Annotated in this window: 27 protein-coding genes; 16 read left to right on the forward strand and 11 right to left on the reverse strand. The window is 62.0% G+C overall.

Annotation, left to right across the window (positions count from 1 at the left end; translation table 11 throughout):
* Positions 1-55 precede the first annotated feature (55 nt).
* The 3 genes from AC1Q80_RS20405 to AC1Q80_RS20415 all read right to left on the reverse strand — a co-directional run bounded on the left by AC1Q80_RS20405 (position 56) and on the right by AC1Q80_RS20415 (position 3,307).
* Complete coding sequence (locus AC1Q80_RS20405) at positions 56-769, reverse strand: SDR family NAD(P)-dependent oxidoreductase (RefSeq protein WP_492361616.1); 714 nt, start codon at positions 767-769, stop codon at positions 56-58.
* 140 nt (positions 770-909) lie between these two features.
* A complete protein-coding gene (locus tag AC1Q80_RS20410) occupies positions 910-1,842 on the reverse strand; it encodes a LysR family transcriptional regulator (protein ID WP_173421310.1) in 933 nt (310 codons plus the stop codon).
* Positions 1,843-1,984: 142 nt separating this feature from the next.
* The gene (locus AC1Q80_RS20415; protein ID WP_173421311.1) at positions 1,985-3,307 is read right to left on the reverse strand and encodes an MFS transporter; all 1,323 of its coding nucleotides are present in this window, start codon (positions 3,305-3,307) and stop codon (positions 1,985-1,987) included.
* A gap of 264 nt (positions 3,308-3,571) precedes the next feature.
* Between AC1Q80_RS20415 and cyoA the strand changes: the two genes are divergently transcribed.
* The 5 genes from cyoA to AC1Q80_RS20440 are packed head-to-tail and all read left to right on the forward strand — an operon-like array spanning position 3,572 to position 8,583.
* Positions 3,572-4,765: a ubiquinol oxidase subunit II gene (gene cyoA, locus AC1Q80_RS20420; protein WP_492361617.1), complete on the forward strand. Its 1,194-nt coding sequence runs from the start codon at positions 3,572-3,574 to the stop codon at positions 4,763-4,765.
* 31 nt (positions 4,766-4,796) lie between these two features.
* The gene (cyoB, locus tag AC1Q80_RS20425) at positions 4,797-6,800 is read left to right on the forward strand and encodes a cytochrome o ubiquinol oxidase subunit I (protein ID WP_492361618.1); all 2,004 of its coding nucleotides are present in this window, start codon (positions 4,797-4,799) and stop codon (positions 6,798-6,800) included.
* Between the two features lies 1 nt (position 6,801).
* Positions 6,802-7,416: a cytochrome o ubiquinol oxidase subunit III gene (cyoC, locus tag AC1Q80_RS20430; RefSeq protein WP_173421314.1), complete on the forward strand. Its 615-nt coding sequence runs from the start codon at positions 6,802-6,804 to the stop codon at positions 7,414-7,416.
* Positions 7,413-7,820, forward strand: coding sequence for a cytochrome o ubiquinol oxidase subunit IV (cyoD, locus tag AC1Q80_RS20435; RefSeq protein WP_173421315.1), 408 nt, complete (start codon positions 7,413-7,415; stop codon positions 7,818-7,820). Before cyoC ends, cyoD begins: the two co-directional genes overlap by 4 nt.
* 22 nt (positions 7,821-7,842) lie before the next feature.
* On the forward strand, positions 7,843-8,583 hold the full coding sequence (locus tag AC1Q80_RS20440) for an SURF1 family protein (protein ID WP_492361619.1): 741 nt from the start codon (positions 7,843-7,845) through the stop codon (positions 8,581-8,583).
* Positions 8,584-8,626: 43 nt separating this feature from the next.
* Here AC1Q80_RS20440 and AC1Q80_RS20445 read toward each other — a convergent pair whose 3' ends face one another.
* Both AC1Q80_RS20445 and AC1Q80_RS20450 read right to left on the reverse strand, forming a co-directional pair.
* On the reverse strand, positions 8,627-9,196 hold the full coding sequence (locus AC1Q80_RS20445; RefSeq protein WP_492361620.1) for a class I SAM-dependent methyltransferase: 570 nt from the start codon (positions 9,194-9,196) through the stop codon (positions 8,627-8,629).
* Between the two features lie 72 nt (positions 9,197-9,268).
* The gene (locus AC1Q80_RS20450) at positions 9,269-9,880 is read right to left on the reverse strand and encodes a Crp/Fnr family transcriptional regulator (protein ID WP_492361621.1); all 612 of its coding nucleotides are present in this window, start codon (positions 9,878-9,880) and stop codon (positions 9,269-9,271) included.
* Positions 9,881-9,931: 51 nt separating this feature from the next.
* Between AC1Q80_RS20450 and AC1Q80_RS20455 the strand changes: the two genes are divergently transcribed.
* A complete protein-coding gene (locus tag AC1Q80_RS20455; protein WP_492361622.1) occupies positions 9,932-10,648 on the forward strand; it encodes an SDR family NAD(P)-dependent oxidoreductase in 717 nt (238 codons plus the stop codon).
* A 292-nt stretch (positions 10,649-10,940) separates the two neighbouring features.
* Here AC1Q80_RS20455 and AC1Q80_RS20460 read toward each other — a convergent pair whose 3' ends face one another.
* Entirely contained in the window at positions 10,941-11,291 is a 351-nt protein-coding gene (locus AC1Q80_RS20460; protein ID WP_173421320.1) for a hypothetical protein, read from the reverse strand.
* Between the two features lie 575 nt (positions 11,292-11,866).
* Complete coding sequence (locus AC1Q80_RS20465) at positions 11,867-12,205, reverse strand: hypothetical protein (protein ID WP_173421321.1); 339 nt, start codon at positions 12,203-12,205, stop codon at positions 11,867-11,869.
* Positions 12,206-12,558: 353 nt separating this feature from the next.
* Between AC1Q80_RS20465 and minC the strand changes: the two genes are divergently transcribed.
* From minC to AC1Q80_RS20485, 4 genes are all read left to right on the forward strand, one after another.
* Complete coding sequence (gene minC / locus AC1Q80_RS20470; RefSeq protein ID WP_492361726.1) at positions 12,559-13,302, forward strand: septum site-determining protein MinC; 744 nt, start codon at positions 12,559-12,561, stop codon at positions 13,300-13,302.
* 31 nt (positions 13,303-13,333) lie between these two features.
* Positions 13,334-14,149: a septum site-determining protein MinD gene (gene minD / locus AC1Q80_RS20475; protein WP_492361623.1), complete on the forward strand. Its 816-nt coding sequence runs from the start codon at positions 13,334-13,336 to the stop codon at positions 14,147-14,149.
* Positions 14,146-14,409 carry a cell division topological specificity factor MinE gene (gene minE, locus AC1Q80_RS20480; RefSeq protein ID WP_077501524.1) on the forward strand — a complete coding sequence of 88 codons (264 nt, stop codon included), beginning with the start codon at positions 14,146-14,148 and terminating at the stop codon, positions 14,407-14,409. Before minD ends, minE begins: the two co-directional genes overlap by 4 nt.
* A gap of 79 nt (positions 14,410-14,488) precedes the next feature.
* Positions 14,489-15,589, forward strand: coding sequence for an NAD(P)/FAD-dependent oxidoreductase (locus AC1Q80_RS20485; RefSeq protein WP_492361624.1), 1,101 nt, complete (start codon positions 14,489-14,491; stop codon positions 15,587-15,589).
* Positions 15,590-15,603: 14 nt separating this feature from the next.
* Here AC1Q80_RS20485 and pdxR read toward each other — a convergent pair whose 3' ends face one another.
* Positions 15,604-17,073: a MocR-like pyridoxine biosynthesis transcription factor PdxR gene (gene pdxR / locus AC1Q80_RS20490; RefSeq protein WP_492361727.1), complete on the reverse strand. Its 1,470-nt coding sequence runs from the start codon at positions 17,071-17,073 to the stop codon at positions 15,604-15,606.
* An 83-nt stretch (positions 17,074-17,156) separates the two neighbouring features.
* On the opposite strand from pdxR, the gene AC1Q80_RS20495 reads away from it, so the two are divergent.
* The 4 genes from AC1Q80_RS20495 (at position 17,157) to AC1Q80_RS20510 (ending at position 20,120) form a co-directional block, all read left to right on the forward strand.
* The gene (locus AC1Q80_RS20495) at positions 17,157-17,795 is read left to right on the forward strand and encodes an FMN-binding negative transcriptional regulator (protein ID WP_492361625.1); all 639 of its coding nucleotides are present in this window, start codon (positions 17,157-17,159) and stop codon (positions 17,793-17,795) included.
* 9 nt (positions 17,796-17,804) lie between these two features.
* On the forward strand, positions 17,805-18,368 hold the full coding sequence (locus AC1Q80_RS20500; protein ID WP_492361626.1) for a GNAT family N-acetyltransferase: 564 nt from the start codon (positions 17,805-17,807) through the stop codon (positions 18,366-18,368).
* Between the two features lie 130 nt (positions 18,369-18,498).
* Positions 18,499-19,641 carry an Acg family FMN-binding oxidoreductase gene (locus AC1Q80_RS20505; protein WP_492361627.1) on the forward strand — a complete coding sequence of 381 codons (1,143 nt, stop codon included), beginning with the start codon at positions 18,499-18,501 and terminating at the stop codon, positions 19,639-19,641.
* Between the two features lie 20 nt (positions 19,642-19,661).
* Positions 19,662-20,120, forward strand: coding sequence for a MarR family winged helix-turn-helix transcriptional regulator (locus AC1Q80_RS20510; RefSeq protein WP_492361628.1), 459 nt, complete (start codon positions 19,662-19,664; stop codon positions 20,118-20,120).
* A gap of 21 nt (positions 20,121-20,141) precedes the next feature.
* Here the strand turns inward: AC1Q80_RS20510 and AC1Q80_RS20515 are convergent, their stop codons facing one another.
* Complete coding sequence (locus AC1Q80_RS20515; RefSeq protein ID WP_173421329.1) at positions 20,142-21,044, reverse strand: LysR family transcriptional regulator; 903 nt, start codon at positions 21,042-21,044, stop codon at positions 20,142-20,144.
* Positions 21,045-21,236: 192 nt separating this feature from the next.
* Between AC1Q80_RS20515 and AC1Q80_RS20520 the strand changes: the two genes are divergently transcribed.
* Together AC1Q80_RS20520 and AC1Q80_RS20525 are read left to right on the forward strand one after the other, a co-directional pair.
* Positions 21,237-22,964 carry an amidohydrolase family protein gene (locus tag AC1Q80_RS20520; RefSeq protein ID WP_492361629.1) on the forward strand — a complete coding sequence of 576 codons (1,728 nt, stop codon included), beginning with the start codon at positions 21,237-21,239 and terminating at the stop codon, positions 22,962-22,964.
* Between the two features lie 167 nt (positions 22,965-23,131).
* Complete coding sequence (locus tag AC1Q80_RS20525) at positions 23,132-23,842, forward strand: YczE/YyaS/YitT family protein (RefSeq protein WP_492361630.1); 711 nt, start codon at positions 23,132-23,134, stop codon at positions 23,840-23,842.
* 71 nt (positions 23,843-23,913) lie between these two features.
* Here the strand turns inward: AC1Q80_RS20525 and AC1Q80_RS20530 are convergent, their stop codons facing one another.
* Both AC1Q80_RS20530 and AC1Q80_RS20535 read right to left on the reverse strand, forming a co-directional pair.
* Complete coding sequence (locus tag AC1Q80_RS20530; protein WP_492361631.1) at positions 23,914-24,300, reverse strand: YciI family protein; 387 nt, start codon at positions 24,298-24,300, stop codon at positions 23,914-23,916.
* A gap of 103 nt (positions 24,301-24,403) precedes the next feature.
* Complete coding sequence (locus AC1Q80_RS20535; protein ID WP_492361632.1) at positions 24,404-25,363, reverse strand: HD-GYP domain-containing protein; 960 nt, start codon at positions 25,361-25,363, stop codon at positions 24,404-24,406.
* Positions 25,364-25,381: the final 18 nt, after the last annotated feature.

Here is a 25,381-nt window from a genome sequence, read left to right on the forward strand (position 1 = left end):
GGTGGAAAGTCTAAAATGACTGGCTCGACCAGCGGCCGAGCCAGGATCGACGGGGTCACCAGCGTCCGGCGTGCTGGCCTCCGTCGACGTGGAGAATTTCGCCGGTGACGAAATTGGCCGCCTCCAGATAGAGCACCGCATCGACGATATCGTCGATCTCGCCCATCCGGCCGACCGGATGCAGTGTCGCCAGTGCGGCGTGGGTCTCGGGCGCATGCATCGGGGTCTTGATGATCCCCGGCGAGACGGCGTTGACGCGTACTCCGGCTTTTGAAAACTCCATGGCGAGCGACTGGGTCACGGCGTTCAGTCCGCCCTTGGTCAAAGAGGCAAGCGCCGCCGGCAGGCCGGCGATCGGCTGATCGACGAGGCTCGTGGTGATGCTGACGATGTGGCCTGAGCCTTGTTTCAGCATTTCGGCGGCGGCACGCTGTGTGATGTGGAAGAAGCCGGCGACATTCACAGCCAGGTTGTGTTCGTAGTCCGCCAGGGTGAACTCGGTAAACGGCTTCGACAGGAAGACGCCGGCATTGTTCACCAGCGAATCGATGCGGCCGAAGCGCTCCAGAGCCACGGCCACGATCCGATCTGCCGTTTCCGGCTTGGCAATGTCGCCCTGGACGGTTGCGACCTCGGGGTCACCGCTCTCCCCGATCGACCGGGACGTGGCGACGACGCGATAGTTACGGCTGCGATAGGCTTGCACCAACGCAGCGCCTATGCCTTGCGATGCGCCGGTGATGATGACGACTTTCTGCTCCTGGCACATGATCTCGATCCTTTTCAGTTGCAGCGACCGCCATTGGCGATCGCCCTACGCCCTCGGCGTTGGTGCAGCTGTTTTAGATCCATTCTCGATCCGGCAGAATAATCGCCAGTTGGCGGACATCCGTGCGAAAATCGGTACAATCAACCAAGCGTTCCGGCCTCGCGGGCCAGGCGCGCAAATTCCGCGCGCAGGGTCGGAGCGGCAAAATCGACGAAGGCGCGCACTTTCGGAACGGACATGCGGCCTGGTGGCGCCAGCAGATGGACGGGCAAGGGTGGGTGCTCGGCATCAGCCAGCACGATCTTCAGCCGGCCGTTCCGCATGTGCTCGGCGACATGGTAGGAATAGAGCCTTGTCAGCCCTTTGCCATCCGCGGCCGAATCGGCCGCGGCGCGCACGCTGTTGACGATGCAACGTGGTTGCAGGTGAACCGTTCGAGGGATGGTCGAGCCCTTCGCCGGCGTAAAGGTCCAGCTTTCAAGACCGAAGTTGCTGAAGGCGACGATGCGATGGTTGGCGAGATCCGCCGGCTCCTCGATCGGAGGGTGATTGGCGAGATAATCGGGTGACGCGACGACGACGCGCCTGACATCACCGCCGAGGCGGGTGGCGATATCAGATGAATCGGCCAGTCGGCCGATGCGCAGCGCAATATCGATGCCCTCGTCGACGAGGTTGACGAAGCGATCGAGCAAAAGGAGCCGGACCGAGACATCCGGGTAGAGATCGAGGAAACGATCGACGATCGGGCGCAACACCTCCTCGCTGACGATCGGTGGCGCCGAGATCGTCAACGTGCCGCGCGGTGCCGAGCGTTCGCCGCCGGCAAGCAGGTCTGCCTCCTCGAGATCGGTGAGCACGCGCCGGCACGCAGCCGCATAGCGTTCGCCGGCTTCACTCAGCTTCAGGCTGCGCGTCGTGCGATGCAAGAGCTCGACGCCGACATGCGCCTCGAGGAATCCCAATGCCCGGCTGACCGCCGTCGGTGAGCGGTTCAGCCGCCTTGCGGCACCGGCGAGGCTGCCCTCGTCGATTGCGGTGACGAAGACCTTCATGGCGTCGATGCGGTCCATTCTGCCGATCTCCGGAGTAATAGCTGCTAAAGGGCAACTATTCCCCCGGCGAGCGGCCGGAGTAAAGGCCTGCGCAGCAACGGCGAGCGATCGTCGCTGCCGCTGAGGATGCGGGAGAAAGCTCTCTGAAGCCGCGAAGCCGTTAATTCTGGTCGAGCGCTTTCGTGAGGCTCAGTGCCACCAGCGTGCAGATCGCGCCGGAGATCAGATAACCGCCGATGAAGACGATGCCGAAGCTGGTTGCAAGCCCAAGCGCCACCAGCGGCGCGAACGCCGCACCGACGAGCCAGGCCAGATCCGAGGTGAGCGCTGCCCCCGTGTAACGGTAGTACTGGGTGAAGCGCGAGGACACGGCACCGGAGGCCTGGCCGAAGGTCAGGCCGAGAACGGCAAAGCCGATCAGGATATAGGCATCCTGTCCAGCCCCACCGGCGTCAAGCAGGAAGGGGGCGGAGAAACTGAAGATCGCGATCAGCGTCGCGCCGAGCATCAGCTCGTTGCGGCGGCCGATCCGGTCGGCGATCAGACCCGACACCACGATGCCGACGACGCCGACGGCGGCACCTGCCACCTGGACCATGAGAAACCGGGCCGCCGACTGTCCGCCATTGAGGATGACCCAGCTGAGCGGAAAGATCGTCACCAGATGGAACATCGCAAAGCTGGCGAGCGGCACGAAAGCGCCGAGTACCACGTCGACCGCATGTTTGCTCAGCATTTCGAATACCGGGCGGGCCTGCAGCTCCTGCGCGTCCATCGCCGCGCCGAACTCCTTGCTGCCGACGATACGCAGGCGCGCAAACAGCGCCACGACGTTGATCGCAAATGCCACGAAGAAGGGATAGCGCCAGCCCCAAGAAAGGAAGTCCTCCTCGGAGAGATTGGCGACGAAATAGCAGAAGATGATGCTGGCGAGCGCAAAGCCGATGGGCGCGCCAAGCTGCGGGATCATTGCATACCAGCCGCGGTGGTTCGGGGGCGCGTTGAGGTTGAGCAGCGACGCCAGCCCATCCCAAGCGCCGCCGAGCGCAAAACCCTGGCCCAATCTGAACAGCGCCAGCAGCGCCACCGCCCAGAAGCCTATGGTCTCAAAGCCCGGCAGGAAGGCGATCGATGCGGTCGAGCCGCCAAGGATCACCAGGGCAATCGTCAGCTTGGTGCCGCGGCCGTAGTTGCGGTCGATCCACATGAAAACCAGCGAGCCGACAGGGCGCGCGATGAAGGCCAGCGGAAAGATCGCGAACGACAACAATGTGGCCGCGACCGGATTGGGCGCAAACGGGAAGATGAGCTTTGGAAAAACCAGGATCGAGCCGAGGCCGTAGACGAAGAAGTCGAAGAACTCCGACATGCGGCCAATGACAACGCCGATGGCGATGCTGCCCGGTGACAAGGGCTTGTCGTCATGGATGCGACGGGCGTCCCGCTCAAGGCCTGAAGACGTAGGATTGACGACCGAGCTCATGAATTCCTCCCGGCGATTTGTGCCGCCTCGTCGAAATGTTGATCAATCAACGCCCGAGATCAAGGAAGCGGCGAAAAAAAACGTGGACTCACCGGCATCTTCCCAATGGTCAGCCGGCGAGGATGCACTAGATTGGGCATTTGCGGACGTCGCTGTCTATTCTGCTGCGATGCGACAGAATGCTGCAGTGCGACGAACAACCTCATTCCGCCGAGCCCGATACGCGACTAGTGCCGAATAGACAAAACGCAAATGGAGCCCGAAATGCCCACTCCATTGAAGCTCGCCGGACGATCGGCCGTTCTTCTATCGACCCTGGTCCTTGCCGGGTGCGACATGGTCGTGATGTCGCCCTCCGGCGATATCGCAGCACAGCAGAGAGATCTGATCGTCGTTTCGACGATCCTCATGCTCATCATCATCGTGCCGGTGCTTTTCCTGACGCTGTTCTTCGCCTGGCGCTACCGCCAGTCCAACACGGCTGCAAAATACGATCCGGAATGGCATCACTCGACCGGGCTCGAAGTCGTCATCTGGTCCGCGCCGCTGGCAATCATCATCGCGCTCGGGGCCATCACCTGGATCAGCACCCACAAGCTCGACCCCTACAGGCCGCTCGACCGGATCGACGCCGACAGGCCGGTGCCTGCCGACATCAAGCCTCTGACCGTCGAGGTGGTGGCGCTCGACTGGAAATGGCTGTTCTTCTATCCGGATTACGGCATCGCCACCGTCAACGAGATGGCGGCACCCGTCGACGTGCCGATCAATTTCAAGCTCACCGCCTCCTCGGTGATGAACTCGTTCTACGTGCCGGCGCTCGCCGGCATGATCTACACGATGCCCGGCATGCAGACCCGGCTGCACGCCGTCATCAACAAGAAGGGCGAGTATGAAGGGCTGTCGTCGAACTACAGCGGCGACGGGTTTTCGCACATGCGTTTCAAGTTCCATGGGCTCGACCAGGCCGGCTTCGATCGGTGGATCGCAAGGGTCAAGAGCAACGGCACGATGCTCAACCGCGACACCTACCTGAAGCTTGAGAAGCCGAGCACCAGGGAACCGGTCCGCTACTTTTCCAGCGTCGAGGATGGGCTTTTTGAAGCTGTGCTGAACATGTGCGTGCGCCCCGGCCAGATGTGCATGAGGGACATGATGCACATCGACATGATGGGCGGCGGCGGCGTCGAAAGTCACGAGAACCGCGCCAAGCTCGAGCACGATAACCGTCATGCGGGTGAGACGGGCCATGCCGGCGAAGCGGCACCCGGCGCGACTTTCCCGGCAACGGGCAATCCGTCGAAGAGCGAAGAGCCGGCCGAAGGCATCGACAAGGAACCGCAGTCGATGAACCACGACATGCATAACATGCACGGCGATCAGAAGCCGCCCGCCGAGAGCCAGGACGGTCCGGCGCCGGCACAGTTGAACAATTCCGGCACCACCACTCAGCCCTGAAGCCGCATTTCAAGAGAATTTGGATAGCCCTATGTTCGGTAGCACCAACCTCACACAATTCATCTTCGGGCGGCTCACCTGGGAGGCGATCCCCTATCACGAGCCGATCCTGGTCGCGACCTTCATCGCCGTTGCGATCGGCGGCATCGCCGTCCTGGCGCTGATCAGCAAATACAAGCTCTGGGGCTATCTCTGGCACGAATGGTTCACGTCGGTCGATCACAAGAAGATCGGCATCATGTACGTGATCCTGGCGCTGGTCATGCTGATGCGCGGCTTTGCCGATGCGATCATGATGCGCCTGCAGCAGGCGATCGCCTTCAACGGCAACGAGGGCTATCTCAATCCGCATCACTACGATCAGATCTTCACCGCCCACGGCGTAATCATGATCTTCTTCATGGCCATGCCTTTCGTCACCGGCCTGATGAACTACGTGGTTCCGCTGCAGATCGGCGCGCGCGACGTTTCCTTCCCGTTCCTCAACAATTTCTCGTTCTGGATGACCACGGCCGGGGCGGTGATCATCATGATGTCGCTGTTCGTCGGCGAGTTCGCGCGCACAGGATGGCTCGCCTATCCGCCGCTGTCGGGCGCCGATTACAGTCCGGGCGTCGGGGTCGACTATTATATCTGGGGCCTGCAGGTGGCAGGGGTCGGAACGACGCTGTCGGGCATCAACCTGATCGCGACCATCGTCAAGCTGCGCGCGCCGGGCATGACGCTGATGAAGATGCCGGTCTTCACCTGGACGTCGCTCTGCACCAACATCCTGATCGTCGCCACCTTCCCGATCCTGACGGCGACGCTGGCGCTCTTGTCGCTCGACCGCTACGCCGGCACGAACTTCTTCACCAATGACCTTGGTGGCAACCCGATGATGTATGTGAACCTCATCTGGATCTGGGGCCATCCGGAAGTCTACATCCTCATCCTGCCGGCCTTCGGGATCTTCTCCGAAGTGGTCGCAACCTTCTGCGGCAAGCGCCTCTTCGGCTACGCCTCGATGGTCTACGCCACCTGCGTGATCATGATCCTGTCCTATCTCGTCTGGCTGCACCACTTCTTCACCATGGGGTCGGGTGCGTCGGTCAACGCCTTTTTCGGCATCACCACGATGATCATCTCGATCCCGACGGGCGCGAAGATGTTCAACTGGCTCTTCACCATGTATCGCGGCCGCATCCGCTACGAAGTGCCGATGCTGTGGACCGTCGGCTTCATGGTCACCTTCGTCATCGGCGGCATGACCGGGGTGATGCTGGCGATCCCGCCGGCCGATTTCGTGCTGCACAACTCGCTGTTCCTGATTGCCCACTTCCACAACGTCATCATCGGCGGCGTCGTGTTCGGCCTGATGGCGGGCCTCGTCTACTGGTGGCCGAAGGCCTTCGGCTACAAGCTCGATCCGTTCTGGGGCAAGATGAGCTTCTGGTTCTGGCAGATCGGCTTCTTCTTCGCCTTCATGCCGCTCTACGTGCTCGGCCTGATGGGCGTCACCCGCCGCGTCAGCCAGTTCGAGGATCCCTCGCTGCAGATCTGGTTCATCATCGCCGCCTTCGGTGCGGTGCTGATCGCGCTCGGCATCGCCTCGTTCGTCGTCCAGCTCGTCGTCAGCTATCTGAGGCGCGACCAGCTGCGCGACACCACGGGCGATCCTTGGAATGCCCGCACGCTGGAATGGTCGACCTCGTCGCCGCCGCCGGACTACAACTTCGCTTTCACCCCGGTCGTGCACGACCATGACAGCTGGTACGACATGAAGAACCGCGGCTACGAACGCCCGCTCGGCGGCTTCAAGCCGATCCATATGCCGAAGAATACCGGCACGGGCGTCATCCTCGCCGGTATCAGCGTCGTGCTCGCCTTCGCGCTGATCTGGTACATGTGGTGGCTGGTGGTCGTGTCGTTCGTTGCCATCCTGGTCGTGGCGATCGGCCATACGTTCACCTACAACCGGGATTTCTACATCCCAGCCGAGACCGTGACGGCAACCGAGGACGCCCGGTCCGAACTTCTGGCGGAGCGCAGCTGAGATGACGAACGCCACCCAAACCGAAGCGCCGCAGTTCTACCTTGAGGAAGAGCACCATCCCGAAGGCAGCACCATGCTGGGCTTCTGGATCTACCTGATGAGCGACTGCCTCATCTTCGCCGTGCTGTTTGCCACCCATGGCGTGCTTGGGCGAAACTATGCGGCCGGCCCGTCACCTGCCGATCTGTTCGACCTGTCGCTCGTCGCCATCAACACGGCGATGCTGTTGCTCTCGTCGATCACCTACGGTTTTGCCATGCTCCAGATGGAGCGCAACGCCAAGATGGAGACGATCTTCTGGCTCGGCGTCACTGCCGTGTTCGGCCTCGCCTTCCTTAGCCTCGAACTCTATGAATTCTACCACCTGATCCAGGAGGGCGCCGGCCCGACGCGCAGCGCCTTCCTGTCGTCGTTCTTCACGCTCGTCGGCACCCACGGCCTGCACGTCACCTTCGGCATTATCTGGATCGTGACGATGATGGTGCAGGTCAGGATGCACGGACTGATACCGGAGAACCGCCGCCGGCTGATGTGTCTGTCGATGTTCTGGCACTTCCTCGACGTCATCTGGATCGGCGTCTTCTCCTTCGTCTATCTGATCGGAGTCATCGGATGAGCTCACAGCCCCACAGCCTTGCGCACGAAGATGCTCATGAGGCCCATCACGGCCACAGCCACGGCCATGAAGCGGGCCATGGGTCGCTGCGAAGCTACATGGTCGGCTTCGCCCTCTCCGTCGTCCTGACGGCCATTCCCTTCGCGCTGGTCATGAGCGGCGCGCTCGACAGCAAGATGGCGACGGCCGTCGTCGTCATGGGTCTCGGCGCCATCCAGATCGTCGTGCACATGATCTTCTTCCTGCACATGAACCAGCGCTCGGAAGGCGGCTGGACGATGATGGCGCTGATCTTCACCCTCATCATCGTCGGTATCGCGCTCGCCGGTTCGCTCTGGGTCATGCATCACCTCAACGTCAACATGATGCCGATGACCCACGAGATGATGAAGAACATGCCGTGACGGCCCGTTGACGGGTACGGCGATGGACGACCGTTCGGCAGAGACAAGGCGGGGGGCAGAGCCCTCCCGCTCCCGTCTCGTTCTGACTGTCGCCTTGTCGGTGCTGATGGCGGCTTTCGTCACTCTCGGCACCTGGCAGGTGAAGCGGCTTTTCTGGAAGCTCGACCTGATCGCGCGCGTAGACGCCCGGGTGCATGCCGAACCGGTGCCGGCTCCACCCCAATCGGAATGGCCCGGCATCAGCGCGGACAAGGACGAATATCGTCGCGTCACTGCGACGGGCCTTTTCGCGCATGACAAGGAAGTCCTGGTCCAGGCTGTCACCGAACGGGGCGCCGGTTTCTGGGTCATCACGCCCATGGTCGTTGACGACCACACGACCATCCTGATCAACCGTGGTTTTGTGCCAGCGGATCGACGCGATGCTGCCGCACGCCCGGAAAGCCAATTGCCTGGGGCTGGCCGGGTCACCGGCCTTCTTCGCATGACAGAGCCGGACGGCGGTTTCCTGCGCGCCAACGACCCGGCCGCCAGCCGATGGTATTCGCGCGATGTCGATGCGATTGCCAGAGCGCAGGACCTGGTGGATGTCGCGCCCTATTTCATCGATGCAGACGCCACGCCCAATCCCGGCGGCCTGCCGGTCGGCGGCTTGACCGTGGTCAGCTTTCGCAACAGCCACCTCGTCTACGCGGCGACCTGGTTCGTGCTCGCCGTGATGAGCGCCGCGGGTATCGTGGTCGTCCATCGCGTGCGCAGGTGAGCTTCGAGCGCTCGAGCGCTCGAGCGCTGGTCTGATCGCCCTGTCATGCCCGACGGCGCGACAGCCGGTAGACGCTCGCCGGCGGGAGATTGAGCGGCACCCAGCGCAGGAACGACGCCTCGAGGCGAAGTATTTCGAGCAGCGCTGCCGGCACGGGGCAACGCGGTCCGTAAGTGAACTGGAAGAGGCAACCGTCATCGGCAAGGTGCCGAAAGACCGCCTCAAGGATATCGCGAACCGCTTGTCTCGGCATGGAGAGCAGCGGCAGGCCGCTGATGGCGGCGCCGATCTTGCGTGTTTTCGGCAACCGCAAGTGCTGCGCATCACCCTCGATCAGTGTTGCCTCTGGAAAACGGCCCCGCAGCAACGCGGCAAAGGCCGGATTTCGTTCCACCAGAACCAACTGGTTCTGTCGGACACCATTTTGCAGAAGTGCGCGCGTGAAGATGCCGGTGCCTGGGCCAAGCTCCAGGACATCACCGGTGTACTGGCCGATTTCGGTGGTCATGGCTGCGGCCAATCGCGTGCTCGAAGGAGCGATAGCGGCGACTTCCAACGGCTTTGTCAGCCATGAGCGCAGGAAGAGCAGGGTGTCCGATGCGGTATTGGTCAAGGTGTGGCTCCCGTTGTTGAACGGGAGCAGGTATTGCGCCTTGCAGCGCCGCAAGCATTAACCCGGGTTAAGTCAGGTATCCGCTTCCTCGCGAACGCGCTTGGCGATGCGGCTGAGGCCGACCGGCGTGATGCCGAGATAGCCTGCAAGGTCCTTCTGGGGTGCGCGCAAGACCAGATCCGGTTCCTCGGCGATCAGCGACCGGTAGCGTTCCTCCGGATCGAGCGTCAGGAACTGGCGCTCGCGACGCTCCTTGCGTTCGGCAAGGATCATCAGGGCGTTGCGCAGCATTCGCGACCAACCGAGATCGATGTCGACCAGCGCTTGCAGCGTCGCGAACGGAATTCTCTCCAGACGACAGGTTTCGATGGCGACCGCGGAAAAGGTGGCGCGCCCCATCGGCAGCAAGGCCGAAAGACTTGCGAAGAACCGCCCTTCGGTAGCGAAGGATTTGATCCATTCCTCGCCGTCGGCGCGAAGGTAGGTGAGCTTAACCAGGCCGGTCTCGATTACATAAATGTAGGGATGCGGCTCGTCCTGGCCGAAAATCGTCTCTCCGGGCTTCACCGGGCGAACATGAATTGCCTCGGCCAGGCGCTCCGTATTCGCAAGCGGTTGCCCCGCAATGCGCTCGAACAGTGAAATCGCCGCCCCTTTCGCGTGCTTAACCTCGGTTAATGCCATCCGCTTCCTCTTGCTCCAGGCTCGATTGTTCAATCAACGGGAATAGATAACATGGCACGATATGTCGTCACTGGGGCAAGTTCCGGAATAGGTCTGGAAATTGCCCTGCACCTGGCCGCCAAAGGCCACAGCGTCGTTGCGCTCGGCCGCGACAGGGAGCGACTGAGAGGCCTGGCGCACCGTGATCCAAGGATCGAGGTGCGAGTGCTGGATATCCGAGACAAGGCGGCCGTTGCCGCCTTTGGTGCCGAATTGGCGGAAGCAGATGTCATCGACGGTCTCATCAACAACGCGGCCATCCAACACAATGTCAGGCTCGATGAGCCACACTACGGCATCGACGAGATCGTCGCCGAAGTCGAGACCAATCTTGTCGCGCCCATCATCCTATCGCGGCTGCTTTTGCCGAACACGCCTGCGCGCCCGTTCGTGATCGTCAATATCGGCTCTGCTCTTGCGTGCTATCCAAAGGCGACTTCGGCAGTCTACAGCGCCACGAAGGCGGGCTTGCGCATGTTTTCGGATGCTCTTCGGGTGCAATACCAGCAGACCTCCGTCAGAGTGGTGGATGTGGTGTTGCCGTTGGTCGAGACGCCCATGACCGCTGGGCGCGGCCGCGGCAAAATCACCGCCAACGCGGCCGCCGCGGCAATCGTACGCGCTCTGGAGCCCGGCAGGTCGCGGGTTCATGTCGGCAAGGCAAAACTGTTGAAGCTGTTGCAAGTCATCGCTCCGCCTGTCGCTGCCGCGATCATCAGAAAGCTCTGATTTGTGATTTGAGCAGGCCTGTCGAAGATGCCGATGCCAGCGGCCACGGGCTCGCTCGACATGCAAGCCAGGCATCAGGCTCCGACCGGTCCAGAACGTCACGGACGGCTCGGCCGCCAAACCATGTCCGTTGGCGCCCTCTTCCATTTGGCCGGTTCGAAATCCGATGTCGTTTCGTCAAACAGTCCGGGTGCACGCCGGAAGCGCGCATCTGGTCCACCGGTGACGGGTCAACGGCAACAGGCGCCATCGTTCTTGACAGGAAGAGCGATGGCGCCGTGTGCCTTCGGTCTTACTTGAGGTACAGGGTCAGGCTGCCGTCGGCTGCCTGTTCAGCCCCGACGATGTTGTTGAGTTCGACATTCTGGGTCTTGAGCTTGGCGACAAGATCCTTGTTGCCGTCGACCGCCTTGTGCAGGGCGGCCAGCTGGGCGGGCGTTGCCTGGTCGATCCAGGTTCTGGTCTCGCTCAACTTGTCCAAGGTGTCGATATTGACCACCGTGAAGTTGTCGCCCTTGAAGCTGTGCACCGTCTGTTCGATTTCTGCCGGCCAGTTCATGGTCGTGCTTGCCGCGTAGGAGATGCCGCCAAAGGTCATGGCGGAAAGCGCTGCGATAAGGGAGAGCTTTGCGATGCGGTTCATGATCATTCTCCTTGGTTGTGCAGCATCCCGCATGTGCGCCAGGCCGAGGTGAACCCCTGCGAGCCGTCGTCAAACGGGTCTCATTGGTCGCCACCGGTCGTTTGCGGGCGTTTTCGCCCACACTGAAGATGCCGGGTTGTTTCGAAGGTCGGGACAGTGGGCTCTCCAGCAATCAGTGCTGGATTGTGCCGTTCCGATGACTGAAAAATGGTGGCCAATCGTGACATTTTGGTGGCGCAAGTCACTGGAATATAATTACAAATTCTTCATGCACCGATCGGTGGCCGACAAGGCGAAGTAATGACGGATCACGACGCCCATCATCGATGGAACGCTTTGCCCATTCGGCTCGCGTGGTGGGCGCCGACGACCTGCCGCCATTCTGACCGGAGCGGCCTGAGATGCCGGCGAGTTCGTCGGCGGCCGCCGGGTTCTCCGCCGCAAGACCGCTCCGCAACGGTGACCCGGCCCAGGAACTGAACTTTCGCGACGTGGTGCCGTTGGCAAAGCCGGTTACGATCGCCAGGCCACCCCGGGCCGGTTGGGTCTTGTGAATGCCCGCCGGAGGTGGACGGTCACTTCGCCGTGAAGAACGTCAAGAGGACCTTTCCCTTCTCGCCAAGCAGGCACACGAACCGATCTGCCTTGCCGGCCGTGCCGTTGCGCTCGATATAGGCCTCTCCGAGGATCACCGTCTTGACCGACACGTCTTCGACCTTCGTGTCGGCGGCGGTGATTGCGAGGCTTTCCGGGTCCAGGACCAGCCCCGTAATGTCGGCGGAATGTTCCTGAAGCGCGACAAGACCGGTCGATTTGCAGGCAGTGACCGCGGGGTCCTCGGGTGTCTGGGCGCGTGCCGCAGCAGCGCATGGGAGTGACAGTATCAATGCGACGATGAAGTGTTTGGGCGCCATCTGAGGGAATCACCTTCCGTTTGCGAGATGCGACGACCTCCGCCGCACCGCTCAACGTCAAGGGGTTGCGTTCGGTTCCCGAGGATCTGGGCTGCTGTGGCGTGCAAGTGGGCACTAGTGAGCCCTCGAAGCCAGAAAAAATTGCAGGCACCGACTGGCCGTCGTCGCAGGGCTCCTTCGTGTTCAAAGGGCGATCGGAACGGGATTTCACAGCGTGCGCGAGCGGCGTCGGGCACGGCCAGAGAACGCATCGCCGAGCTTTCTCCGAGCTCGCCTGCGAGAAGCGACAGGTCGTCGTTAACCTTTTGTTAACCATCCGTCGCCTAGATCCCGTCAACGAAAAATTAACGAAGATGATCAAAGTGCTAACAGACGCTCGTTCGATCCGTATCAAGGGCCGCTCGTTCCTGAGCCTGGCGCTGTCGCCCGAGCTGCCGCTCGATCAGTGGCTGACGCGGCTCGACGATCTGGCCGCCCGCTCGGCCGGGTTTTTCCTTGGCCGACCCGTCGTACTCGACATCGTCGACCTGGAGATCGACCGGCCGCAGTTGAAGGGCCTGCTCGACGAACTTGCCACGCGCAACGTCCGCGTTCTCGGGATCGAGGGCGGCCGTCCGTCGCTGTTCGAGCCGGGCATGCCACCGTCGATGCGCGGCGGCCGGCCGGCGCCAGAATTCGAGGCCGCGGCGGGCGAACTGATCGCCGGAGAGACGAAGGCGCACGAGCAAGTGACCGTCATCGGACAGGAAACGCCGGCGGCGCGGGCCACCGCCTCGATCATCGTGCGCGAGCCGGTGCGTTCCGGCCAGTCGGTGATCTTTCCCGAGGGCGACGTTACCGTGATCGGCTCGGTCGCGTCAGGCGCGGAAATCATCGCCGGTGGTTCGATCCATATTTACGGCGCGCTGCGCGGACGGGCGCTTGCGGGTTCGGTGGGCAACACCTCGGCACGCATCTTCTGCCGCCGCCTGGAAGCGGAGTTGCTGGCGATCGACGGCGTCTACAAGACCGCCGACGACATGGCCGCCGAGCTTCGCGGACAGTCGGTGCAGCTTTGGCTCGAAGACGATTCGATCATGGCAGAGAGACTTAACTGAGCCGGTGCCGGCCAGGAAACAGGAGCGGAAGATGGCGAAAGTAGTTGTTGTTACATCGGGCAAAGGCGGCGTCGGCAAGACGACGTCGACGGCTGCTCTCGGCGCGGCGCTCGCGCAGCGCAACGAGAAGACCGTCGTCGTCGATTTCGATGTCGGCCTGCGCAATCTCGACCTCGTCATGGGTGCCGAGCGCCGGGTCGTCTACGACATGGTCAACGTCATTCAGGGCGACGCTAAGCTGCCGCAGGCGTTGATCCGCGACAAGCGCCTCGACACGCTGTTCCTGCTGCCGGCATCGCAGACCCGCGACAAGGACAGCCTGACGCCGGAAGGCGTCGAGCGTGTAATCAATGACCTGAAGAAGCATTTCGACTGGATCATCTGTGACAGCCCCGCCGGCATCGAGCGCGGCGCGACGCTTGCCATGCGCCATGCCGACATGGCGGTGATCGTCACCAATCCGGAAGTCTCCTCGGTTCGCGACTCCGACCGGATCATCGGCCTGCTCGACGCCAAGACCGAGAAGGCCGAACGCGGCGAACGGGTCGAAAAGCACCTGCTGCTCACCCGCTATGACGCGCTGCGCGCCGAGCGTGGCGACATGCTGAAGGTCGAAGATGTGCTGGAAATCCTGTCGATCCCGCTTCTCGGCATCGTTCCCGAGAGCATGGACGTGCTCAGGGCATCCAACATCGGCGCTCCGGTGACGCTCGCCGACAGCAAATCCGCCCCGGCGCTCGCCTATCTCGACGCGTCCCGCCGGCTTGCCGGCGAAACCGTGCCGATGACCATCCCGGGTGAAAAACGCGGTCTGTTCGGTAAGATCTTCGGACGGAGGGCAGCATGAGCATTTTCCGTTTCTTCAAAAAGCAGACCTCGGCGCCGACGGCGCGCGAGCGGCTGCAGGTGCTGCTGGCGCATGAGCGCGCCTCGGTCGGCCAATCGGATCTCGTTGCGATCCTCAGGGAAGAGATCCTTGCGGTCATCTCCAAGCACGTCCAGATCGACGACGACAAGGTCACCGTCAAGATGGACCGCGGCGAGCACGTGACGACGCTGGAAGTCGACATCGAGATCCCGCTTGCGGCGAGCGCTCGGGCGGCCTGACCCTTCTGCCGGTTCCGTGCTACTGCATCGTCCTTGCGGCGCGCGTCATCCGTGATGCGCGCCGGTATCGGGGTCTGCCATGTCGGTCGAGCAAGTGGAGTGCATCGTTGCGGGCGCCGGGGTCATCGGCCTCGCCGTCGCGCGTGCGCTGGCGCAAGCCGGCCGCGAGGTGATCCTCGTCGAAGCGGCCGATCGCATCGGCAGCGGGACATCGTCGCGCAACAGCGAGGTCATCCACGCCGGCATCTATTACCCGCCCGGCAGCCTGATGGCGCGACTGTGTGTCGAAGGCAGAATTCTCCTTTATGATTATTGCCGCGAACGCGGCATTGGTCACCGGCAGTGCGGCAAGCTGATCGTCGCGACCTCGGCTGCCGAACTGCTGCATTTGCCTACTATCGCCGCCCGGGCGACAGAAAACGGCGTGACGGATCTGCGCCAGATCTCGGCTGCGGACGCCCGCAGTCTCGAGCCTGCGCTCGCCACGACAGGCGCATTGCTGTCGCCGTCGACCGGCATCATCGACAGCCACGCCTACATGATGGCGCTGCTCGGCGACGCCGAGAATGCCGGCGCGGTTTTGGCACTCAACAGCCCCGTCGAGCGTGGCCGGGTTACCAATGGCGGTGTTGTCGTGGATGTCGGCGGTGCCGAGCCGGTGAGCCTGGCGTGCCGCCTGTTCGTCAACGCCGCGGGTCTCGCCGCACCGAAGCTGGCGCGGTTGATCGAGGGGATGCCTCCAGCACTCGTGCCGAGGGAATATTATGCCAAGGGCGATTATTTCTCGCATGTCGGCAAGGCGCCGTTCTCGCGGTTGATCTACCCTGTGCCGGTTAAGGGCGGTCTCGGCATTCATCTGACGCTCGATATGGCCGGTCAGGCCCGCTTCGGACCCGATATCGAGTGGATCGACACGTTGAACTATGACGTCGATCCGGCGAAGGCCACGTCGTTCTATGCCGGTGTCCGCCGCTATTTCCCCGATCTGAAGGACGGCGCACTGGTGCCGGCCTATTCCGGTATCCGGCCGAAGATCGTGCCGCCCGAAGTGGCAAGCCAGGATTTCGTCGTGCAAGGGCCAAGCGTGCACGGGGTGCCCGGTCTGATCAACCTCTTCGGCATCGAATCGCCTGGCCTCACCGCATCTCTGGCGCTCGCGAGGCTTGTGGCGGAAACCTAGCGTCGTTGCTCCGTTCACCCCTTGTTTTCGTCGCGCGCGCGTGCCGCAAAACTGTCGATGGCCGATGCCAGTTTTTCGGCTCCTTGGCGCAGTTCTTCCGGTGTCAGCGCGGCATAGCCGAGCACCAGACCGGCGACGACGGGTTTGCGCTCGAGATAGAGCGGCGACACGGGGTAGATGCCGATCCCCGCGGCTCTGGCGAGTTCGATCAGCCGCGCCTCATGCCGCGCACCGATGTTGCGGAACCAGGCCACGACATGCAGCCCTGCCGATGTGCCGACGATGTCGATCTTTTCACCGAAGCATGATGTCAGCGCCGCGATCAGGGCGGCGCGGCGTTCGGCATTGGACCGGCGCATCTTGCGGACATGTCGCTCGTATGACCCGGTGTCCAAAAGGATCGCGAGCGCCTCCTGCTCAAGGCTCGCGCTATGGCGGTCGGCAAGCTGCTTGCATCGTGTGAACACGTTGATCAGTGGCCTGGGAATGACGAGATAACCGAGCCGGAGGGTCGGTGAGAGCGTCTTGGAGACCGTGCCGATATAGATGACCCGATCCTGATCCGATTGAAACAAGGGCGGTATCGGCTTCACGTCGTAGCGGTACTCGCCGTCGTAGTCGTCCTCGACGATATAGGCTCCAACCGAATAGGCCCATTGCAGCAGCGCATCCCGCCGGCTCTGGGGCAGGACGCCGCCCAGCGGGAACTGGTGGCTCGGCGTCACGAAGGCGAGAGCCGATTTTTCCTGATGTGGCAATTCTTCGACGAGGAGCCCGGAATTGTCGCAGGATACGGCAACGATGTCGGCACCAGCGGCGGCCATGACGTTGCGTGCCATCGCATAGCACGGGTCCTCCAGGATGACGCGATCGCCGATATTGACGAGAACGCGTGCGCAGAGGTCGAGCGCTTGCTGCGAACCCGACACGACGATGATCTGGTCGACGTCGCAGCGAATGCCGCGCCCCCGCCAGAGGTAACCCTGGAGCTGCTGTCTCAGGGCGGCGGAGCCGGCCGGATGTTCGTAGGAAAGGCTGTCGCGGCGGCGAAGCAGCGCGGCATTCATCGCCCGTCGCCACAGGAGCGTCGGAAAGTCGGCGGAGGCAATATCGCCGTAGCGAAAATCGAACTCCAGCCCCGTCTGCCGCGTCGGATAGTGGATCGGAAGTTCCATCAGACGGGCGGCATAGTCGGATAGTGGCAACGGCAAACGATGGTCAACTTGTCTCCCACGCAACGTTCCGGGCCTGGTCATGTCGGAGACGACGGATGCTGAACCCTGGCGGCTGGTCACGTAGCCTTCGGAGGCGAGTTGGTCGAACGCTGCCGTGACCGTTGTGCGCGACACGCCCAGTTCGTCCGCGAGCGTCCGGCTTGATGGCAGCCGGTCGCCGGGGGCGTAAACGCCAGCGCCGATCTGATCGCGCAGATCGAGGTAGATGCGGCGGGCGGCTCCCGTGCGTCTTGGTCTCCCATCATCCAACTGGCCCAATGAAAATCTCCGAAACTGGATGTTTATCTTGTGCCAGTTAACGCCGATGCTCTGCCGAGTTCAAGGAGAGTTCGATGTACACGCCGCCAGCTTTTGTGGTCGACGACACCAGTGAAATCCACGCGATGATGCGGGCATGCCGCATCGCCACCTTGATCACCGCGACGGCTGAAGGCCCTGTGGCGACACCGCTGCCGATGCTTCTCGACGCCGGAGAGGGCGACGGTGGCACGCTGTACGCCCATCTCGCCCGCCCGAACCCGCAATGGCAGAAACCGGTCATAGGCGACGGTCTTGCCGTCTTCATGGGCCCCGACGCCTACATCACGCCGGCTTGGTATGCCGCCAAAGCCGAACATGGAAAGGTCGTTCCGACCTGGAACTACACCGCCGTCCAGGCAAAAGGCCCGGTGGAGTTCTTTGATGATCCGGCCCGGCTGCTCGATGTCGTCACGCGGCTGACAGACCTTCATGAGGGGGGAGCAGCAAACCCATGGGCCGTCAGCGATGCCCCGCCGGCATTCATCGCCGCGCAATTGCGTGGCATCGTCGGGATCCGAATGCCGATCACGCACCTGACCGGCAAGCGCAAGCTCAGCCAGAACCGTTCAGAAGCGGACCGGGTGGGCGTCAGGAACGGCCTTGCGGAAAGCCATCGCGATTTTGACCGCGCTATTGCGGGGATGATCCCCGTTCCACCATCCTCATCGTGAGACAGATGCATGTTCAGACCTGATTTCAATCCGCAGCCGACACTGCGTGGTGCGGCCATTCATCTCCGGCCGCTCGGGCCAAACGATCTCGAGGGGCTGTATTCGGCCGCAAGTGATCCTGCGGTGTGGGCAGGACATCCGGCAACGGATCGCTACAAACGGGAAAAATTCGAACCCTACTTCGCCACGTTGCTGGCAAGCGGAGCGACGCTTGTGGCCATCGACCGGCAGTCCGGCGATATCATCGGATGCTCGCGCTACTACGTCGCCCCCGATATGCCGGACAGCATCTCGATCGGCTTCACCTTCCTCAACAACGCCTATTGGGGTGGTGGCATCAATTTCGAAATGAAACGGCTGATGCTCGGCCATGCCTTTCTCGCCTATCGCGACGTCTGGTTTCATATCGCGCCGACAAACATTCGCTCGCAAAAGGCGACGGCAAAGCTCGGTGCGGAACATGTCTACGACGCGACCTTGGACCTGTCGGGTACGCCATCGCCGTGGATGTGTTTCCGCCTGAAACAGGATGATTGGGACCGGGTCGTTGCGGCAAAGGCCGGCGGCATCTGATCCGCTCCTGACGGTGGTCTGGCTTCCTCTCGTCCCAAACATGTGAAGGCTTCTCTTCAACGGCTGTTCCGATTGACTTTAGTTCGATGTCGTACTATTTGGTTTGATGTCAAACTAAATGGGGTGGATCATGAAGCGAAGACAGTTTTCGGCCGTGTTGGGTGGTGGTGTCGTCCTGGCGGCTGCCGGCGCATCCACGGCATTCCTGCTGACCCGCAGGCCCGATCGCGCGTTGGCGCCGTGGACGGTGGCTGGAATGCCCGACCAGGAGCCGCGGCGCCGGGCGCTATCCTACGCGATCCTGGCGCCCAATCCACACAACCGGCAACCGTGGCTCGTCGATCTCGGGGGCAAGGATCTGGTGACGCTCTATGTCGACACGACCCGCCTGCTGCCCGAGACAGACCCGTATAACCGTCAGATCACCATCGGGCTCGGTTGCTTCATCGAACAGATGGCCATTGCCGCCTCCACGGAGAATTACAGGCTGGACGTTTCCCTCTTTCCTGAAGGGAGCGACGCGCAGGTGCTCGACGCCCGTCCGGTCGCCGTCATCCGCTTCGAGCGGGATACGGCGATCGGCGCAGATCCCCTCTTCGCACAGATTTTGCGGCGTCGGTCGCTGAAGGAGCCGTTCGATTTGACCAAAGCCGTGCCAGGGGAGGTGCTTGGCGCCCTTGGTGCGTCCGTCCGCCATGGTGCGCTGGCGGGATCCAGCAACGATCCGGCCGTGGTGGCGACCCTGCGGGAGATGACCCATGTGGCCCTGGAACTGGAGATCAACACGCAGCGAACCTACAGGGAAAGCGTCGATCTCCTGAGGATCGGCAAGGCCGAAATCGAGGCCAATCCGGATGGCATCGACCTCGGCGGTCCGCTTTTCGATGGCCTCGCGGCAATCGGGCAACTGAGCCGCGAGCAGGCGCTCGACACGACGTCCACGGCTTTTGCGCAAGGACGGGCGGCACTGCTCGCCAACACCGACACAGCCATGGCGCATGTCTGGCTGACGACACCGGGCAACAGCCGCACCGAGCAGATTGCCGCCGGCCGCGATTGGGTCCGGATCAATCTGACCGCCACGGCCCTTGGAACTGGCCTGCAGCCGCTCAGCCAGGCGCTGCAGGAATTCCCTGAGATGGGCTGGTATTACCGGCAGGCGCACAAAATGCTGTCGCCCGAAGGCGGGACCGTTCAAATGCTGGGCCGGCTCGGCTATGCTGCTCCGGTTGAGCCCAGCCCGAGATGGCCGCTGGATGCCAAGATCATCTGAACGCGGCTGGAGCACAGGCCTTGGACGACGACACCCTTATCTTTACGTTCTTCAATGAAATCGGCATCGTCAGCCAGCTGTCCCAGGCATTCCTCAATCGCCACCTTCCCGATGGGCTGCACAGTTCGCACTTTGCGACGCTGAACCACCTCTACCGCGTGGGCGACGGCAGTACGCCCTTGGCGATCGCCAATGCCATGCAGGTGACGAAGGCCACGATGACGCACACCTTGTCGGTGCTGGAGAAACGTGAGCTGGTGCAGATCAGCTCGAACCCCAGGGATGGCCGTTCAAAGAAGGTTTTTCTGACGCCAGCCGGGAGGGCGTTCCGCCTGGAAGCGATCGGCGAGGTAACCGCCGCGATGGCAACCGTCGCATCGCTGTTCGATCGCGCCGAGCTGGAATCAAGCCTTCCCACATTGCAGCGGGTCCGCAAGATCCTCGACGCCGAGCGAACCAATCGCCCAGGCGGCGATTGACAGCGCCGGCCCGGCAGCCCGTCACTCCGTCGTCGCCCGCAACGCCCGCATGATTTCCTCGGCAAACATCGATGTGGCAAGGCCGTGGCTGCGCTTTTCGCGCTGGACAAGGGAAAGCACGTTCTTTCCAAAGGTACGGTCGCGGATCTGCAGATAGGTGAGCACGCCATTGCGTTGTTCCTCGGCAATGTCGAACTTGCTGAGAAAGGCGATGCCGTCGCCGGCGGCGGCAAGGCATTTCATCGCTTCGATCGAGTTGGTCAGGAACGCCGGCTCGACGGTCAGCCCGGCATTGGCGAAGGCATCGGCGACGATGCCGTGGATCAGCATCGACTTGTCGGCAAAAATCAGCGGATAGGGTTCGCAGTGGGCGAGCGGCAGCGAGTCGAGCCCGACGAGCGGATGTTCGGGCGAGACCACGGCGCCGAGCCGGGTGTCCATCTTCCACAGCGTTTCGAGTTGCGGCGTGGGCGGCAGGTTGAAGGCGAGGCCGAGGTCGGCCTCGCCGTCGACAACAGCCTGGACGATGTCATGAATGAACATCACCCGGATCGAGATCTTCAGGCGTGGATGGCGGGCGCAGAAGTTGGCGGCCGCCTTGGGCACGATGCCGCCGGCAAGGCCGTTCATGGTGGCGATGATCACCTCGCCGCTCTGGAGCGCCTTCAGGTCGCGGATCTCGGCCTCGACCTGGCTGTACTCCTTGATCGTCCGGCGCACATGCGCGACGAGAATTTCGCCGGCCGGCGTCAGCCGCAACCCTCTTGGCAGCCTTTCAAACAGCGGCTCGCCGATCATCTCCTCCAGTTGCAGCACATGTTTGTTGATTGCCGACGCGGCCACGTTCAGCCGCTCGCCGGCGGCGCGGATGGAACCCGAGCGGGCGACTTCGTCGATGTAGCGCAGCACGCGCGAGTGCAACATGCCCGGTCTCCTCCAATTCAAGCGATCTCGAAAAGAGTACGCTGCGCGCAGAAAATACTGCTTTTCGGAAGCGGTGCAATAACTTCTTATGGCCTTCGACAACGAGGAGAGATCGGCACGAGCGCTGCCCCAGCAGGGCTTGAACACCTGGCTCTGCCATGCCGACGAGACTTGCAAGTGGAGGAAAGACGCGTGAACAAAACCGAAGCCGTGCACTACGACAAAGTGCGCGCCATCTTTGATATCCTGAACGGAAAGAAGGAGGCAGACCTTCTTCTGAAGAACCTCAACATCCTCGATGTTCACGGCGAAACCGTCTATCAGGGATCCATCCTCGTCTATGACAAGCGCATCGTTGCGCTCAATCCCGATGAGACCATCCTGAAGGTGAAGGATGTTTTCGACGGCAAGGGGCTCTACGCGATCCCCGGCCTGATCGACGCGCACATCCATTTCGAGTCCCAGCTGGCGCATCCGACGGCACTGGCCGAGGCGATGGTTCCCTGCGGCACGACGACGATCTATGCCGAATGCCTCGATCTCCTGAGTGCGGCGGGCGACGAGGGTGCTACGGCAGCCGAAAGCCTGTTCAAGGACTACGACAAGCTGCCCTATCGGCTCTATGCCTTTGCACCGGGCAAGAAGACATCGGCCTCCGTCACCGAGGCGGTTTTGCAGATGGAGCCGGTCATCGGCCTCGGCGAATTCGAGCACTTCACCTACAGCTCCGGCGATGACGACGATTTCCGCAAGGCGGCCTGGGTGCGCGCCAAGGGCGGCTTCATGAACGGCCACTGGGGCGTGACAGCGCTTTCCGACATGGTGCTGAACTATCTGCCGGCGATCGGCGTGTCGAACAATCACGACGTCTGGAACGAGAAGGACATCGAAAAGAGCATTCGCTACGGCTTCCCGACGCACATCAAGTTTGGCGTCGGCAGCAGCGAGGTGATCAAGACCCTGCTGCGGGCCATCGTCGCCCGCAAGTGGCCGACCGAAAACTTCATGCTGTGCACCGACAACATCTCCGTCGAGCGCTTGCTGACCATGGGGCACATGGACTGGATCATTTCGCTCTGCGCCGAGATGGGATTGAACCCGATCCATGCGATCAAGATGGCGACCTACAACACCGCCCGATCGTTCCACATGGAAGACCAGATCGGCTCGCTCACCCCCGGCCGGTTTGCCGACATCGTCTTGACCGACAGCCTGTCACAGATCAACCCGCTCTACGTCTTCAAGGATGGCGAGTTGGTCGCCAGGGATCGCAAGCTGCTGAAGAACGCCGACATCGATTATTCCGGCATGTGCAAGCAGGGTGTGCCCGGGCTTGACGACCTGACGCCGGATCAGCTCGACATCGTGCCTCTGGAAGTCTCGCAAGACGGAAGCCAGGCCAAGGTCTACCTTTTCGACGTCTACGGTCGCGGACACGCAAAGTTCTACCAGGAGGTCTGGGTGCCGCTAAGGGACGGCAAGGTCGTTGCCGAGTATGAGGGCGCGACACTGAGCCGGCTGTCGGTGGTCCAGCGTTATGCCGATGGCAAGCGCCATGTCGTCAACGGCCTGTTCAAGGGCGTCCACGTGGATCGCGGCGCGGTTGCCACCTTCTGGCCGGCGCCAAAGCCATACTTCGTCGTCGTCGGCAAGGACAGCGCGGAAATGTGCCATTGCCTCAAGCGGGTCGACACCTATGCCGGAGCCTGCATCGTCACGGAGGATAGGGTCGAGAAGGCCGTCATGCCGCTCGAGATCTATGGCGTGATGGCGAACATGAGCGTGTCCGAACTGACTGCTGCTGCCGGCGCCATCGATGCGGCCCTTGAGGAGATGGGCAACCGCAATGAAGGCGAGCCGGTCGTGAACAAGCTTCTGAGCCTGTTCATCTCGCTGCACAGGTTCCGATTGATGGCCTGACGGCCGACGGAGAGAAACGAGGCAGGCGCTGCGGCGCCTGTCGACGAGGGGCGTGGATCGACCGGGAGGAGTCCGTGGCATCCACGAAATCATGACGCGACATGCCCGCAGCCGTTGATATGGCGGTAGCGAAAAGGCATCAGGATAATCTGGGAGGATAATGAGCAATGGCACAGAAGACGGACGAGGCCGAAATCGTCGATACCGGCAGCCTGACCCGGCGATGGATCATGTATGTGGTGGGCATTTACGTGCTGACCTTTGGGGTCAGCCTGGCGATCCGGGCCGGTATCGGCGTGTCACCGCTGAGCAGCCTGACGCGGACAATGACGCTGGTCTATCCGCCCTTGAGCCAGGGCACCTACAATTTCATCACCGAACTGGTCATGCTGACACTGACCTATCTGGTGCTGCCGTCGGATTTCAAGCTGAAGAGCTTTGCCTCGTTGCTTCCGGCCTTTGCGCTCGCGGTATTCCTTGATTTCAACTTGAGCATGACCGAGTTCGTCAAGCTCGACATCTACTATGCGAAAGTCGCCCTTCTGGTGTTCGCGGATGCGGCACTGGCCTATGGCCTGTTCCTGATGATCCGTGCCAATCTGGTGCTCATGCCGATGGACATGTTCGTCAACACGCTCTGCAAGCGGACGGGCTGGAAGTGGGGCAACATCAAGACCGGCTATGACTGCGCGCTGCTGGTCGTGTCGGCCGGCATCGGTCTCGCCTTCCTGGCCGACATCCCCTTCATCCGCGAAGGCACGGTGCTGAACGCAGTCCTGGTCGGCCAGTACATCAGGCTCTATTTCTTCCTCTACAAGAAGATGCAGTCGAGGAAAGCCGCTCCTTCATCGAACAGGCTCGAGCCGGCCGCGAAGTAGGATAGGCCCGCAGGCGCAGCAGACAGGGCTCTCCAAGCCGGAGAGCCCTGTCTCTTTCCGTAAGTTATAGCTTACGATTTTTGCCCGCTTGATCCCAGTGGCGTACCGGGAAGATACAGCGAAACCGGCCGGATTTCGTAGACCGCAGTCGGGTTGGCGCGGCGCAGCTCGCGGGCAGCTGCAACGGCTGCCTCAAGCGTTGGAAAGTCGACGACGTAAAACCCGAGCAGCTGCTCCTTGGTTTCGGCAAAGGGGCCATCGATGACGATGCCTTCGCCTTTGCCTCTGAGCGTCACCGCGCGCTCCGTGGGGCCAAGCCGTGCTGCCGGGCCTAAGGATTTTTCGCGCACGAGACGATCGTTGACCTGGAGCAGGTCGGTCATCAACGCGGCGTCTTCTTCCTTCGACCAGGAATCAACCACTCCCTCTTCGTGATAGGCGAGGATGGCATAGTACATATAGCAGCTCCCTTCTGCGCCCTTCGTCTGCTCCGCCAGACAACCGTGAGATACTGTCCGGGATGAGCCTCGCCGCGACTATATGGCCGGATCGGCGCGCAGACTATGGGCCTGCAGGTTTCAGCCGAAGGAACGGTTCAAGGCTTTCGACGAATTCGCAGAGAAGTTCACGGTCGAAATGGCCCCTCGAGCCAAACATCATCTCAACTGTCTCGGCAGGCGTCCACGCACGCTTGTAGGGCCGAAGCGTCGTCATGGCGTCATAGACGTCGCAAATGGCAGCAATCCGGACGGGCATGCTGAGCTGATCGCCGCGAAGACGGTCGGGGTAGCCGCCACCGTCGACATGTTCGTGGTGATGAAGACAGACATCCAGCACCGTCTCATGGACGTCGCCATTGGCGCTGAGCAGGTCGTAACCGCGCCGGGTGTGTGTGCGAATTTGCGCGATCTCCTGATCGTCGAGCCGTTCGGTCTTGTTCAACAGCCCCTTCGGCAGCAGCAGCTTGCCGATATCGTGAAGCAACCCGCTCAACCCCAGGATCTGGACAGCTCGTTCGTCGAGCTTCAGCCAGCGGCCAAAATGGACCATCAAACCGCTGACGGCGATCGAATGCAGGAAGGTGTATTCGTCCTTCTTCTTCAGGCGGCTGATGCCGATCAGGGCGATCGGGTTGTGCTCCACGGCCGAAGCGATTTTCTCGACGGCTTCTTCCGCTTGGCCGAGCGCAACTGTTCCGCCCATGCGGGCATCGGTAAACACGCCCGCGAGCAGGTGTTTCGTCTGATCGATCGTTCGCGAAACCGCTCTGTTTTCGGCAGCGGTTATCGTGCCTAGGGCCGCATTGCCGAAAGGCGGCGCGTCCCGTGTTCGGCCGGCAATGTCGCAACCCTTCTGCACGTCGATGAGAACACTGATAACATTGCTGGCGCGAACACGATCAACCTCCTGCTCCGTGCTCAACAGGAAGCCGCGCCGCGGACCCGCTGCGGTGGTTCCACCTTCAAGCTCCTCGACGAACATGCCGAGCCGGACCTGATGTCTTCGTATTCGCTTGTGCATACCTCTCCTGAATTGCTC

It is taken from the genome of Ensifer sp. GW823-FHT05D09, assembly GCF_058795755.1.